At 67.5% G+C, this 12313-nt stretch carries 17 protein-coding genes, 1 tRNA gene and 2 pseudogenes; 6 read left to right on the top strand and 14 right to left on the bottom strand.

Going from position 1 to position 12313, the window contains the following annotated elements; translation table 11 throughout:
* Positions 1–184: 184 nt before the first annotated feature.
* The 7 genes and pseudogenes from CCN51_RS16635 to CCN51_RS59970 all read right to left on the bottom strand — a co-directional run.
* Complete coding sequence (locus CCN51_RS16635) at positions 185–460, bottom strand: hypothetical protein (protein WP_014178208.1); 276 nt, start codon at positions 458–460, stop codon at positions 185–187.
* Positions 461–549: 89 nt separating this feature from the next.
* On the bottom strand, positions 550–810 hold the full coding sequence (locus tag CCN51_RS57410; RefSeq protein WP_014178209.1) for a hypothetical protein: 261 nt from the start codon (positions 808–810) through the stop codon (positions 550–552).
* A 79-nt stretch (positions 811–889) separates the two neighbouring features.
* The gene (locus tag CCN51_RS16625) at positions 890–1123 is read right to left on the bottom strand and encodes a hypothetical protein (protein ID WP_014178210.1); all 234 of its coding nucleotides are present in this window, start codon (positions 1121–1123) and stop codon (positions 890–892) included.
* A 24-nt stretch (positions 1124–1147) separates the two neighbouring features.
* Positions 1148–1696 carry a DUF5994 family protein gene (locus tag CCN51_RS16620; protein WP_014178211.1) on the bottom strand — a complete coding sequence of 183 codons (549 nt, stop codon included), beginning with the start codon at positions 1694–1696 and terminating at the stop codon, positions 1148–1150.
* Positions 1662–2282 carry a nucleotidyl transferase AbiEii/AbiGii toxin family protein gene (locus CCN51_RS16615; RefSeq protein WP_014178212.1) on the bottom strand — a complete coding sequence of 207 codons (621 nt, stop codon included), beginning with the start codon at positions 2280–2282 and terminating at the stop codon, positions 1662–1664. Before CCN51_RS16615 ends, CCN51_RS16620 begins: the two co-directional genes overlap by 35 nt.
* Positions 2258–2707: a hypothetical protein gene (locus CCN51_RS16610; RefSeq protein ID WP_014178213.1), complete on the bottom strand. Its 450-nt coding sequence runs from the start codon at positions 2705–2707 to the stop codon at positions 2258–2260. The genes CCN51_RS16615 and CCN51_RS16610 overlap by 25 nt, the downstream gene beginning before the upstream one ends.
* Positions 2708–3125: 418 nt before the next feature.
* Positions 3126–3272 (bottom strand): annotated as a pseudogene (locus tag CCN51_RS59970) (IS1380 family transposase); the annotation flags it as partial.
* Between the two features lie 151 nt (positions 3273–3423).
* On the opposite strand from CCN51_RS59970, the gene CCN51_RS16600 reads away from it, so the two are divergent.
* The 4 genes from CCN51_RS16600 to CCN51_RS16585 all read left to right on the top strand — a co-directional run bounded on the left by CCN51_RS16600 (position 3424) and on the right by CCN51_RS16585 (position 7240).
* Entirely contained in the window at positions 3424–3873 is a 450-nt protein-coding gene (locus tag CCN51_RS16600) for a hypothetical protein (protein WP_014178214.1), read from the top strand.
* A 389-nt stretch (positions 3874–4262) separates the two neighbouring features.
* Positions 4263–5195: a helix-turn-helix transcriptional regulator gene (locus CCN51_RS16595; RefSeq protein WP_014178215.1), complete on the top strand. Its 933-nt coding sequence runs from the start codon at positions 4263–4265 to the stop codon at positions 5193–5195.
* 337 nt (positions 5196–5532) lie between these two features.
* Positions 5533–6099: a TIGR03086 family metal-binding protein gene (locus CCN51_RS16590; protein WP_014178216.1), complete on the top strand. Its 567-nt coding sequence runs from the start codon at positions 5533–5535 to the stop codon at positions 6097–6099.
* 61 nt (positions 6100–6160) lie between these two features.
* Entirely contained in the window at positions 6161–7240 is a 1080-nt protein-coding gene (locus tag CCN51_RS16585) for a hypothetical protein (protein WP_014178217.1), read from the top strand.
* A 184-nt stretch (positions 7241–7424) separates the two neighbouring features.
* Here the strand turns inward: CCN51_RS16585 and CCN51_RS16580 are convergent, their stop codons facing one another.
* Both CCN51_RS16580 and CCN51_RS16575 read right to left on the bottom strand, forming a co-directional pair.
* Positions 7425–7622, bottom strand: a complete 198-nt coding sequence (locus tag CCN51_RS16580; protein ID WP_078610570.1) for a hypothetical protein — start codon at positions 7620–7622, stop codon at positions 7425–7427.
* On the bottom strand, positions 7619–7972 hold the full coding sequence (locus tag CCN51_RS16575) for a hypothetical protein (RefSeq protein WP_014178218.1): 354 nt from the start codon (positions 7970–7972) through the stop codon (positions 7619–7621). The genes CCN51_RS16580 and CCN51_RS16575 overlap by 4 nt, the downstream gene beginning before the upstream one ends.
* A 488-nt stretch (positions 7973–8460) precedes the next feature.
* Between CCN51_RS16575 and CCN51_RS16570 the strand changes: the two are divergent.
* Both CCN51_RS16570 and CCN51_RS16565 read left to right on the top strand, forming a co-directional pair.
* Positions 8461–8664 (top strand): annotated as a pseudogene (locus CCN51_RS16570) (type II toxin-antitoxin system RelE/ParE family toxin); the annotation flags it as partial.
* Positions 8661–8999, top strand: coding sequence for an XRE family transcriptional regulator (locus tag CCN51_RS16565; RefSeq protein ID WP_014178220.1), 339 nt, complete (start codon positions 8661–8663; stop codon positions 8997–8999). The pseudogene CCN51_RS16570 and the gene CCN51_RS16565, both read left to right, overlap by 4 nt.
* Before the next feature lie 371 nt (positions 9000–9370).
* Here CCN51_RS16565 and CCN51_RS16560 read toward each other — a convergent pair whose 3' ends face one another.
* The 5 genes from CCN51_RS16560 to CCN51_RS16540 form a co-directional block, all read right to left on the bottom strand.
* Positions 9371–9661: a hypothetical protein gene (locus CCN51_RS16560; protein ID WP_014178221.1), complete on the bottom strand. Its 291-nt coding sequence runs from the start codon at positions 9659–9661 to the stop codon at positions 9371–9373.
* The gene (locus CCN51_RS16555; RefSeq protein ID WP_014178222.1) at positions 9658–10056 is read right to left on the bottom strand and encodes a DUF6247 family protein; all 399 of its coding nucleotides are present in this window, start codon (positions 10054–10056) and stop codon (positions 9658–9660) included. The genes CCN51_RS16560 and CCN51_RS16555 overlap by 4 nt, the downstream gene beginning before the upstream one ends.
* 502 nt (positions 10057–10558) lie before the next feature.
* On the bottom strand, positions 10559–10960 hold the full coding sequence (locus tag CCN51_RS16550; RefSeq protein WP_014178223.1) for a PIN domain-containing protein: 402 nt from the start codon (positions 10958–10960) through the stop codon (positions 10559–10561).
* Positions 10957–11205, bottom strand: a complete 249-nt coding sequence (locus CCN51_RS16545; RefSeq protein ID WP_014178224.1) for a type II toxin-antitoxin system CcdA family antitoxin — start codon at positions 11203–11205, stop codon at positions 10957–10959. Before CCN51_RS16545 ends, CCN51_RS16550 begins: the two co-directional genes overlap by 4 nt.
* Positions 11206–12101: 896 nt before the next feature.
* Positions 12102–12175: transfer RNA gene (locus CCN51_RS16540), tRNA-Gly, on the bottom strand.
* Positions 12176–12313: the final 138 nt, after the last annotated feature.

Genomic DNA, 12313 nt, shown 5'->3' with positions numbered 1-12313 from the left:
TGCTCCCTGCCGTCGCGCCGACGGCGACACAACGGCCCCGGCGTAAACACACCGGGGCCGCCCTTTCGGGTCGGTTGCACGTGAGAGTGCACCGGCCCACTCACCATGCTATGCCTGAGGTGCTTTCCGGCATCACCGACACTTTGGGTAATACGGCACCTGGGTGGAAAGGCCCCGCGCCGCGTCAGCCACGTTCCTCCTCCTCTTCGCCCTCCATCAGCCGGATCCCCTGGTGTGTCAGCGTGGCCATCGCGGGTGTATTTCCTCGTGCCCAGTCGACTGTGATGAGCCCCTCGCCCGCCAGATATGCGCAGGCGGCCGCCAGATCCTGCTCAGGGACCTGGAGCTCGTCGCGCAGCTTCGCCCCGGTGATGCCAAGGAGGCGATTGCCTTCCACGGCCTCGTACAGAGCCTTCATGATCGCTTCGCGGTAGTTCTTCCGCTCGCGCAGTGTTGCCATGGTTGCCGTCCACACGTACAAGGCACCGACGAGGAGTCCATGGACACGGGGCGGCGGTGCCCTGCCCGCACCCGTTGAGGGGCATCGCTTCAGACTTCATCCGTCTGCGTGCGGTCTTGTCCGGAGGGCCGACTTGCTACCAGCCAGGACCGCGCCGGCTTTGCCGTGTGCGTGGTGTCCACGGTGAGATGGAGCCGGGTTCCGCCATCGGTGCCGGCAGGGTAGCTGCGCTGTTCGGTGCCGGCGAAGCAACGACGGAGTACCTCGGCGACCTGACGGGCGGCCTCGGGGGACGCGGAGACGATACGCACCTCGGCGCGCCCTGCCGAGGGTGATTCGGGTCGTTGCATGGTGATCTCGTTTCATCAGGAAGACCTGGCGGTGGGCGTGAGGCCACGCTTCGCACCCACCGGCCCAGGCCAGGAGAAGTCATGCACCTTTCGCGGCCCCGTCGCGGTGTTCGGGGTGAGGCGGTGACGACGGGTGATCCGGCGGGCTTGCCGGCTGTCGGCTCTTCCGGCTCCGTCGGCCGACTCCCGCCAGGGCATCGCTGTAGTGAAATGCTGCGATCCGCTCGTTGTGCTGGGCATTGAGCAGATGGATCAGCAGCACTCCGAGCATGATCATGGCGATAATCACGAACACAGTGATGATGGTCTCCACATCCTCACCTCCCTTGGGCGGAGCTCAGGAGTCCGGTCGGGTTCGGCTGCCGGCCGCCGTAGGGGCGGGCCCGCCATCGGTCTCCCACTCCTCCTCCCGGGTGAGCGCCTCTCGGGCGTCACGGGTGGCGGTCTCGCTCGCCATCAGACCGCTGGCGGTGAGGAGGCCGTCGGCGGTCGCTGCGGCGGCCATCAGCCGGGCGGCGGCGGCCTCACTCGTCTCCGGCGGGATCACCAGAAGGTCCCAGCGGCCTGCGGTGTAGGAGAGCAGAATCAACTTGTGTGGGTCCTGCTCGTCAGTGAACCAGCCCACGTGCACCGTGTGCCCGGTCACCGGCACCTTGCGCGGGATCACGGGCCAGTGTGTCGGGTTCACGGAGACGCGAGTGATACGGCCCCAGCGTGCGTCCAGCACGTCCGTCAGGGCGGGCAGCTCACGGAGGAGATCCCGGGAGCGAGGCCACCACGCACCGTCCAGAAGGCCTGGAACCGGGCTCACCGGAGCCAGGGACAGGCGGGCCGGTGGCGAGGTTACGCGCTCATACGTGGTCGTACGGTCGATGGTCACGGTCATGGCGCGGACCTGTCCCCGGGCGCATCTTCAACGTCCCGGTGTTGTTGCTCGCCGAGAACGACACCCGCATATAAGCCGGTGTGCGAAGTACTCCCGGTGTTTTCACTGTACTCCGGGGCGTTGGGCCGCTGAGCCCCCGTGTGATCAGCGACTTCTCGTCGATGGCGTCGCGGACCTCGGCTCGGGTGAACAGTGCGCTGGTCTTGCCTGCGGCGACGTCGTCGCGGTGGAGTACCGGGCCGAGGTCGGATTCAACTGGTGTGTCGTGCAGGAATTCAGCGACGAGCTCCACCTTGCTCTGCGCGCCCGAGGCTGGGTCGGTGACGTTCAACCTGGTGCAGGTGGGAGTCACATGGGCCTGCTCGACGCTGTATCCGGCAGCTTCGTATGCGGTGGTGATCCGCTCCGCGGCCTGGCTCATCTCACGACTCGCCCTCTCGAAGGGCGCGAAGAGGTCCACGTCGTCACTGACTCGGTTGACGATGTGGTGAGCCTGGACAGCGCAGCCGCCCGCGAGTGCGTATCCGTAGTCCTTGGCGAGCGCGTCCAGGCCGATGCGGATCAGCTGGCGGTGCAGTTCGTCCACTGGGCAGCGGCTGCCGTCGTGCTGGACTCGCGGAGTTCGGGGAAGCGGGCTTCCCATGCGGCCCTGACCGGGAGGGGCAGGAACAGGTCCTGCCATACCCGTCGCAGAGATACCGCGTGCAGGTACGCGTTGAGGTCGTCGCGTGTCTGGGCCTCGCGGATGACGCGCTCGTACATCAGCCGGAAGTCTGCTTCGTCGGCCAGGTCGTAGACGTAGTGCGGTCCCCAGTCGATGTGGCGCGGCAGCGTGATGCCGCCGGTCGTGGGCCCGTCCAGCTCGGCGAGTGACTCCGGCAGTACGTACGGCTTCGCCGCTGCATACCTGCTCAGGGCTCCAGCATGCCTGACGGGGCCTGCCGACGGCGCTGATATCGCAGCCGAGCGCCCTACGGAGTGAACGCCAGCCGCGAGGCGACCGGTCGGCACGTGCGGTGCATCGTCTGGCACACAACGGGCACAGGAGGCTTAGCGCGGTCTAGACGACAAACAAGGCCCGGGTCTGTGACCTGGGCCTTCGTCGTGGAGCGGGTGACGGCAATCGAACCCGCGCTCTGAGCTTGGGAATCACCGGTGCTGGAGCCTGTTCATACATGTTGACCTGCAAGAACGCCGCTCAGCGAACAACTCGTCGCAGCAACTGCACTGCCGTCGTTGTCCATGGTTGACCGCCCGTTCTGGTGCGCATCTGGTGCAGTCCGGCTGCGGGCCCGTTCACCTGCGTCCGGCACGGGGTTGGCGGCGTCGGCCAGCGGTCTTGTCGTACGGCGATGGACGGGAACTGGACACAGGGGAATCTGGACACAGGGGAATAGGGAGGAATCGGATATAGGGCAGAGCCCCCGGGGACGGCCTGGTGGATGGCGTCGGTGATGGTCATGCCGACCGAGTACGACAGCCACCGTCCGTGCCGGGTGAGCCAGGCGACGAACTCGTGGGTGCCGCCGCCGGAGTCGGTGCGGATCAGCGTCCGACGCCCCCGCCGGAGCTTCTTGCCCGGATCGTGCACCGCCCGGTGTCGGCAGAGCCCGATAGGGTCCCGGCGATCGCGTTACGGCCACGGCGGACAAAGACAAGGGGAGCGAGCGGGCAGCCGCTCCATCGTCCTGTGGGCCGACCCTCACCGGGAGCGGAAGCTGGCGACGGTGGTCACCAGGACGGCGTCCAAGGGCCGCCCGGCGGCTTACGACGTGGTGGACGAGTCCGGGGCGCCGCTCGGCTCGATCGTCCGCGAACCGGCCGCGAGGGGCGGGCGGGTCAGGACCCGCTGGACCGTACAGCAGACCGGCCGCCAGGCGGCCGTGGGCCACAAGGGGCACCCCTTCTGGTGGGTCGTGTGGTGGCTGATCCGGCCCGTACAGCTGGCCCTCGCCTTCCTGAGTATCTTCGGGGGCGGCGCCGCGCCGCGGACACCGCGGCGCACGAAGTGGCGGATCGATGGCGAGACCGTCTTGGACTGGCACGACGGCGGCTACGAGTTCCAGCTGTCCCTCCTTGCGGACTGGTGGGATGAGCGGCTGATCGCCGCCCTCGTCGCGCTGGAGGAGAGCCACGAGAGCTGGCTGGGCGACGCGTGGGACAACGTCTCGCACTAAGCGCCCTCGGCGAAGTCCGGTGCGCTACCGCGCCCCAAAAGGGGCGCGGGGAACTGCGCGACCAGCCCCCACTGAGCCGCAGATGATGAACCGCACATCCCGCGGAGCGCTTAGGCAGTTTCGTTTGGGTCAGCGATCGGACCAGAGGAAGATGCTGGCGGTGCTGAGCCCGGCCAGGTAGATGGCTGCGGGCTTGTCGTCGAGCCGCAGAAGATGAGGCGGGCGACTGGTGCGTCGCTCGCCTTCGACCCGCGCCGGCAGCTGTCTCGCTCCGGCGGCACGCGCCGCGGCGATATCCGTGAGATCTCAGGCGCCAGGTGCTCGGCGGCTTCGCGCCTGCTACTCGCGGGGGCAGGCTAGATGGAGAGAGCCTGTCCATACTCGGTCGCATGGATGAGACAGCGCGCGGCAAATCCCTCCTCGGTGAGTTCCTGTCCCGGCGCCGGGCTCAGTTGAAGCCGGCGGACGTGGGGTTGCCGGACTACGGCGACCGGCGGCGGGTGCCGGGGCTGCGGCGTGAGGAACTGGCCCAGTTGGCCGGCGTCAGCGTGGCCTACTACATCCGGCTGGAACAGGGGCTGTCGCTCAACGCCTCGCCGCAGGTCCTCGACGCGCTGGCCACGGCTCTGCGGCTGGATGACGCGGAGCGGCGCCACCTGCACACCTTGTCCGGTGATGTCCGGCAGAGCCGTCGCCGGCTCCCCGCCGAGCGTGTCACCGCGGCGGTGCGCCAACTGGTGGATGCCTTCGGGGACTCACCCGTGGTGGTCCTCGGCCAGCGCTCGGACATCCTGACGTGGAACCGCACCGGGCATGCGTTGTTCGCCGGGCATCTGGCCCCGGACAGCCCGGATCAAGCGGCCACGCGACCCAACACCGCCCGGATGGTATTCCTGGACGCCCACACGCGGGACCTGTACGCGGACTGGCCCAGGAAGGCACGGGATGTGGTGGGCAAGCTGCGGCAGGCGGTCGGCAAGTATCCGGACGACCCGCATCTGGCCTCCCTCGTCGGCGAGTTGACGATGCGCAGCCCGCAGTTCGCCACGCTGTGGGCTCAGCACCGGGTGCGCGCCTGGGGCATGAACGAGTACCGGATGCGCCATCCGATGGTCGGGGAGCTGGACGTGTTGCAGCACTCGCTCCCGGTGCCCCGGGGGCAGGGAATCCGGCTGGTGGTGACGACGGCGGCGCCCGGCTCCGCCGCCCAGGCGGCACTGCGATTGCTCAACCAGACCCTCCAACCCACCGCGGACATGCCGGCGACCGCCCGCCCCGCCGCCGGCACCCCCGCACACGTCGTTCCTTCCGTACACCCCTGATCCGGCCGTCCGGCCGTCGCAAAGCCACAGTCCGCTCAGAGCGTCACACCTGAACATCACCCGACATCACCCGACAGCCTCCGGCCCGAGGCCGGCAGGGAGTGCCGCGGGGGCCTCGTCACGCACGCCTTCCGGCCGCCGATGACGCTGCCGCCCCTCTGTCCTCTCCCCTGTGTCCCCGCCCGCCGGCATCACGCATTCGGCGCTCGCACGCGATGGGCGGACACACGCTGACATTGATCTTGGGCGGGGCGCGTAGCCGGCTCCCCCTTCCATCGCGGAAGAACGTCCGCAGAGGCCCGCACAGCCACCCTTTCACCCCTACTGGAGGTTCCCCATGTCCACCACACCCGTCACGGCTTTCGCCGGGGTCATCGACACCATCGCCCACCTGGTCGAGGCCGTGGAGGAGGAGCGGTGGAGCGCGCCCACGCCCTGCACCGACTGGAACGTCCAGCAGCTGGTCGACCATCTGGTGGCGGGACAGCACACGTTCGCCGTCGCGATGGGGGCGCAGCCACCCCTGCCTGCGCCCGACCCCGCTCCGGAAGCGCTCAAGAAGACGTTCCGGACGTCGGCCGCCGCCCTGGTGGCCGCCTTCGAGGGTCCGGGAGCGCTGGAGCGCACGGTGCGGGCCCCGATCGGTGAGGTGCCCGGCGCTGTGGCACTGCATCTGCAGACGATCGAGCACCTGATGCACGGCTGGGATCTGGCCCGGGCCATCGGCCAGAAGGCCCTGTTCGACGAGGCCACGGTCGAGCGGGAGACCGAGTTCGCCCGCGGCCTCACGGCACAGCTGCCGTCCGGACCGGGCGCTCCGTTCGCGCCGTCCCGGACCGCTCCGGAAGACGCCCCCGCGCTCGACCGGCTGGCCGCCCTGCTCGGACGCGACATCACCGAGTGACACCCACGCAGGTCACCGCAGTACACGCCGGCCCCAACCCTCCCGAGGAACAAGGACAACAATGAAGAAGACGAAGCTGAAGTTCGCCATCGCGGGCGCGGTACTTGTCGCCGCCGTGGCCACCGGGACGGCGTTGGCCGTGAACGGTTCCTCTGCCGGATCCGGCTCCACATCCGGAGCCGAGCAGACCCGGACCGAGCAGGCCAAGCAGAAGAAGCTCAGCGCCATCAAGGCCGACGGCTCGAACGTGTTCCCGCACTCGCTGGACTTCGACGCGCGGTCGAACACGTTCTTCGCCGGGTCGCTGAAGCACGGCACGGTCTCCGCCGTCAGTCCTGACGGGAAGGTGCGCACCCTCATCGACGACCCGGAAATGGTGTCGGCGCAGGCCGTCCTCGTCGACCGCGAACGGGACCGCATCCTGGTCAGCAATGTGGACTACGGCACCGCCGACCGTTCCAAGAAGAACGCCCCCTTCCGCGTCGCCGGTGTGGGCAGCTACGACCTGGAGAGCGGGAAGCAGGACTGGTGCGTCGATCTGACCGCGGTCACCCTGGACGGCAAGCAGCACCTGATCTCCGACGTGACGGTGGCGCCCGACGGCACCGCATACGCCGTCGACGAGCTGACCCCGACGGTGTTCCGCATCGACCGCAAGGGCCGCGCCTCGGTATTTCTGCAGAACGACTTGCTCAAGGGCACGCTTGACATTCCCGACTTCCTGAACGATGTGGGCATGTCAGCGGTGGAGTGGGTGGAGGGAAACCAGCTGATCATCGCCATGGCCGACGGCTCCCTGGTACGGGTGCCCGTCAAACATCCCGAAAAGGCGCAGGAGGTGAAGCTCTCCGCGCCGCTGGGGTCCCCCACGGCCGGCATGCGGCTCCTGAAGGACGGCTCGATCGCGGCGGTCAGCAGCGGTCTGCTGACCGGCAAGCCCGCCCAGATCCAGCGTGTGGAGCCCCGTGACGGCTGGAAGAAGGCCACGGTGAAGGTCACCGACACCGTCGAGGATCCCGTCACCAGCGACGTGACCGCGGGACCGGACGGGACGACGTACGCGCTCAGCGGCGGGCTGGCCGACCTCCTTGCGGGCAAGCCCAACGACGGGTTCAGCCTGACCCCCGTCAAGACCGAGTGAGCCGGCAGCCGTTCCCCCAGACGACCTGCGGTTGCCACTCCCACGACCTGTCCCGGAGCCGGCATCGTGCGGTGTCAGGGCTTCCGCGTCGGATGCGAGACGGTGCCATGCGGCGTCGTTGCGGGGCGAGAAGATCGGCATCACACGGTCGTCACCGCGTGATGGGCGCGCGGCGTACTCCGCATCAGGAAGGCGCAGTTGGGGAAGCGCTCGGCTGGAGTCGCAACTCGGCAACAACGCGCAACCGCGCGTCCGTGACGGCACGGGCTGTGCCGGGGATGTGTTCAGCCAAGCGCTCTACCTCGGCCACGACTTCGTGCGGCAGGCCGCCCACGACATGCTCGGCATCGGGGTCGTAGTCCCAGGTCCAGTCATCGCTCACGCGGAGATCTCGCGGTGCGCCAGATCTGTGATCTGTCGCATTCCAGCGAGTGCGGAACGCAGGGCCTCGAGGTCCGTTGCTTCTTCCGCTGCGGCTTCGAGTTCGCGCAGGCGGGCGGCTCGCGCGGGGTAGCGCTGGATGGCAACGAATTCTCCCCACCACAGCAGGAAGGTACGCAACGGAGCGATAGTGCTCTGAGTGGCGGCTTGTTCAACCGCGCGGTCGAGGTGCTCGATGAAGGAAGGCAACTGGGCGGGGGCGATCTGGGCAACCGCTGCCCGGAGCGCTGCCGGAGTGAGCGCCGGCATGGGGCTCAGGGGCCCGTCGGGGGCAGAGGGCTGCTCGGTCATCGGAACGTCTCCTGGGCGGCGGTCTACGTGGTCATCGTGAGCCTGGCCGTTGGTGCGGACGCTGGGCTGAGCCTACGCCCGCGCCTCGTTCGCCACACAAGGCCCGACGCGTCTCGATCGCTCTGGCCCAAGCGTGATCGCGTTGTGGTGGGTTTTGGTGCGTTGTCGCGAGTCGCCAGAGGGGCCAGCGGCCCCGAGCAACGGCAAAGCCCCGGGCCGGTGGCCTGGGGCTCTGCTGTGTGTGGAGCGGGTGACGGGAATCGAACCCGCGCTCTGAGCTTGGGAATCACCGGGTGATGGAGACAGGCCACGGTGTTGACCAGCGGAAACGAGTACAAGGGTGACTTGAGCGCGGCTGATGGTTGCCCGTGTCGACCGTGGTTCACCGCTCGTTCTGGCACGCATCTGGCACGGTACTCATGTGATCGTGCGTGAGGTGGTCCGGGCATGACGAGTTAACGCTTGCATTAACATCGATGCCGCGGCTCAACTTGGAGGAGCTGAGGCCAGGGTCGTCAGGTGCCAGTGAGATCCGGATCCTCTTCGCGTTCGATCCGGTGCGGCGGGCGGTGCTTCTGGTGGTCGGCGACAAAGCTGGAAACTGGCAGGGCTGGTACGAGACCAACATCCCGATCGCCGAGAAGCGCTACCAGGCGCATCTGGCCGATCCTGAAACCAGGGAGTATGAATGAGCACGGTCAGCTGGGAGGAGGCCAAGCGCAGGGCGCGTGAGCGGCGCGAGACTGCCGGGCTGCCGGTGCGATCGGCGGAGGAAAAGCAGGCGGCGATGGACCGGCTGACTGCCGAGGTGCGCGCTCACAAGCTCGCAGAGGTCCGGCGCGAGCAGGCGCTGACCCAGCGCCAAGTTGCCGCGTCGATGGGAGTCTCGGCGCCTCGGGTCTCGGCGATCGAGCACGGCGAACTGGACCGTGCCGAGTTGGCCACCATCCGCTCCTATGTCGAAGCACTCGGAGGTCGGCTGCGCGTAGTCGCGGACTTCGGGGATGCCGAGTACACCGTCGCCTGAGAAGGGGGTGTCCTCTGCGCCCGCGTACCGAGACGCTGACCGACTCCGAAACACAGCACGGGCACGCAGCGGGCGCGGGAGCACGAAGAGGTCTAGACGACAAACAAGGCCCGGGTCGCTGACCTGGGCCTTCGTAGTGGAGCGGGTGACGGGAATCGAACCCGCGCTCTGGGAATCACCGGGCAGTCAGCACGGATTATGTTGTTGACCAGCGCGAATGGGTGCTGTGGGCAAGCGGCCACGCCTGCCGCAGTACCCGTTATTGACCGCTGTTTACCGCTCTATCTGGTGCGCTTCTGGTGCGGAACCTGGCGCACTGCCGACCAGTCCGCGCTGGGGTCCAGTCCCTCGAAGCGAGATTTGTTCACCTGCTAAAGATCGGAGAATGGGGGGATCACTCGCGTGATCGCGATGAGGCGCAGCCGGGGGAGGGGCAGCGCGTAGAACCAGCCGTCGACGAGCAGGGGGATGCGCCGCACTCCGCCCGGCACGCCCCGTCGCGGTCCTTGACCGAGATCCGTGACGTCAACGCCGACGTCGGCCAGTGCAACCATCTCTCCCGCAAGGCGTTCAACCTCGGCGACCACCTGCGGGGGCAGGCCCGACACGACGTGCTCGGCGTCCGGGTCATACTCCCAACGCCATGGGTCCCGGTCGCTCACGCTGCTCCCTGCTCCTGGTCGATGCCGGCTTCAGCGCATGCTTTGTCAAGGATGCGGCCGATCTCCGCCGCAAGTTCGCGAGCCTCGTGGAGATCGTCGGTCTCGGCCGCACGGGCTTCCAGCGCCCGCAGGCGGGCGGCTCGGTCCGGGTGGCGCTCGACGGCCACGTAGACGGCCCACTGCCCGACGAAGCGACGCATGGGTGCCGCGCTCACCTGCTCTCGGGACTGCCGGAGTGCCGCGGCGCGCTCGGCATCAAATGTCGGCAGTGCGTCCGGGGCGATCAGCGCAAGAGCAGCGCGCAGTTCCTCAGGTGTGCTCGCCGGCTGGGCGATGCGGTGGGCTTCCGGATCACTGTCGGCGATGTCGTGCATCGGATGTTCGGGCGTGGTCATCGCGGTCTCCAGTAAGGATCGGCAGGTCCGCTGTGCGCCCTACGGTACGTGTTCGTCCCTCTCGTGCGCATGGAGATGGTCCGCTTCAGCTCACTCGGCGGGCTGCTGACCGCCGCCACTTTGACGGCGGCGAGTCGTCTTGACTGAGAGGGGGAGGAGTCGGCCCGCCCGGCTTGGCAAGGCGATCGGTCGGCATGCCTAGCGCCTGATCTGGCACGCAACGGGCACGGGGCCACGGAGAGGGCTGGACAACAAACAAGGCCCGGGTCGTTGACCTGGGCCTTCGTCGTGGAGCGGGTGACGGGAATCGAACCCGCGCTCTGAGCTTGGGAATCACCGGGCCGTCGGTGCTGAACATGCCGCTGACCAGTGTAAACGAGTGCCGACAGCAAGCTGGTGTACCCGCTGCAGTACCCGTCACTGACCGGTGTTTACCGCCCTATCTGGTGCGGATCTAGTGCGTCGTCCACCGCGCATCTGTCTACCTTAAGAGGCCCGCACCTCATAGGGCGATCAGTCGCACGCGGTCATTGCAGAGCTTGGCCATGTCGTCGGTGTCGGAGGTGAGTACGGCGACTGGTGGCGGCTGGCGTAGTGCTGCCTCAGCGACGGTGGCGTCGATCGCGTATTTGTGCCCGTGCAGTCCTGCCGACTTGAGTAGTTCGGCGGCAGCCTTGGCTGCCTGTTCGGTGACGGGTTCGACCTTGACCCGTGAGAGGGCCCAGTTCAGGCGTGGGAGGTTCACTCGCGAATGGCTGACTTCGACGATGGTGTTGGCGCTGACGACGAGATCAGCCCCCATCCCGTGGAACACCTGAAACATCGCGAGAACTTTGCGGTCCTGGGCAACCCAGGCGGACAGTCCCTGGGAGTCCAGGACGACGGTCTCAAAGTGTGTGCTCACGCGGCGTCCGTATGGCCGGCACGGTCGGCGGTGCCGAAGATCTTGGCGCGGGCTTCGGCCAGCTCTTCGTCTGCGAAGGCGCCTTGCTCCTCTTGATGGCGCCGCAGGTCGTCGCCGAGGAGTTGGTGCCGGATCTGGCGGGCCACCGCTTCAGCCACATAGCCGGACACGTTGTCCGTGAGCTTCCTCAACTCGGCGACCTGCTCGGTGGGCAGGGTGACGGTGATGCGTGTTGTGGCGGACATGAGTCAAGCATACTCCAGTATGCGCTCGGTCGAGGTTTCGGCTGCGATCGGCTGTCCCTATGAAAAGGCCCAGGTCGCTGACTTGGGTTTTCGCTATGGGGCGGGTGACGGGAATCGAACCCGCGCTCTGAGCTTGGAATCACGGATGGTTTGGTCGTCACAACGGTGCTGAGCTGCGGAAATAAACGTTGTGAGAGCGTCGGCCTCGACTCCTGAGCGACCCCTATTGACCGTGGTGCGCCACTCGGTCTGGTGCGCATCTGGTGCGCATCTGGTGCAGAATTCGCGATCGCGGGCGTACGGCTGGCTGCACCGCAAACAGCTGGCCCGTACTCAATCGCGAGCCCAGTCGAAAGGCATCGGCGCACCCTGCGGGATCACCCAAGGGTCGGGATAGCGCGCCTGACAACCGACGCAGCGCGCGACGAACGGTCCGGACTCCGGGTTCGTGAGAACGCTGTAGTGGCTGGAGGGCTGAGCCGGGAGCATGTGACCGTTCGCCGTCGTCTCCAAGCCGGGCCACTCCGGCGAACATTGGCATGGGCGTTCTACCGCGAACAAGTCGCCATCAGAGGTCTTGGCCGTGCTCTTGAAGAGCTTGGCGAAGTTCTCTCGGACCTCCAGACAGTAACCGAGGTCGGCGGACGGCTTTGGGCTGGAGCTGCCACGGCCTCGTGCGCTGGCCCGCGGATCGGGCGGGCTTCGGACCTGCCCCCAGTAGCCCGATCCAGGGCCGTGATCTTCGAGGCTCGCGCCCAAGCGCGACCGTCTTCGACGCTCGCGTACGGGCGCAGCGTGAGGCGGCCCAGGGTCCATCGGGCACGCAACGGGCACGGGAGGCATGGAGAGGTCTAGACAACAAACAAGGCCCGGGTCACTGACCTGGGCCTTCGTCATGGAGCGGGTGACGGGAATCGAACCCGCGCTCTGAGCTTGGGAAGCTCATGTTCTACCATTAAACTACACCCGCGAGGGACACCATCCGCCGGTGTCGCATCGTCGCACACTGTACCCCATGCCCAACCCCCGGCGCATTTGCCGTGGGGTTTTCGTGTTCTTCGGGAGGGTTTGCCGGGGGCGAGGCGGGGGCTGTCTACTATACACATCT

The organism is Streptomyces milbemycinicus (assembly GCF_002154605.1).
Lineage (GTDB): Bacteria > Actinomycetota > Actinomycetes > Streptomycetales > Streptomycetaceae > Streptomyces > Streptomyces milbemycinicus.
Note: the sequence above shows the minus strand (reverse complement) of the source record. Positions and strands in the feature narration are given on the sequence as shown.

Coding starts and splice junctions, on each gene's coding strand:
- CCN51_RS16635 (WP_014178208.1), bottom strand. CDS start 460: ATGGCAACACTGCGCGAGCGGAAGAACTACCGCGAAGCGATCATGAAG.
- CCN51_RS57410 (WP_014178209.1), bottom strand. CDS start 810: ATGCAACGACCCGAATCACCCTCGGCAGGGCGCGCCGAGGTGCGTATC.
- CCN51_RS16620 (WP_014178211.1), bottom strand. CDS start 1,696: ATGACCGTGACCATCGACCGTACGACCACGTATGAGCGCGTAACCTCG.
- CCN51_RS16595 (WP_014178215.1), top strand. CDS start 4,263: ATGGATGAGACAGCGCGCGGCAAATCCCTCCTCGGTGAGTTCCTGTCC.
- CCN51_RS16590 (WP_014178216.1), top strand. CDS start 5,533: ATGTCCACCACACCCGTCACGGCTTTCGCCGGGGTCATCGACACCATC.
- CCN51_RS16585 (WP_014178217.1), top strand. CDS start 6,161: ATGAAGAAGACGAAGCTGAAGTTCGCCATCGCGGGCGCGGTACTTGTC.
- CCN51_RS16575 (WP_014178218.1), bottom strand. CDS start 7,972: ATGACCGAGCAGCCCTCTGCCCCCGACGGGCCCCTGAGCCCCATGCCG.
- CCN51_RS16565 (WP_014178220.1), top strand. CDS start 8,661: ATGAGCACGGTCAGCTGGGAGGAGGCCAAGCGCAGGGCGCGTGAGCGG.
- CCN51_RS16555 (WP_014178222.1), bottom strand. CDS start 10,056: ATGACCACGCCCGAACATCCGATGCACGACATCGCCGACAGTGATCCG.
- CCN51_RS16545 (WP_014178224.1), bottom strand. CDS start 11,205: ATGTCCGCCACAACACGCATCACCGTCACCCTGCCCACCGAGCAGGTC.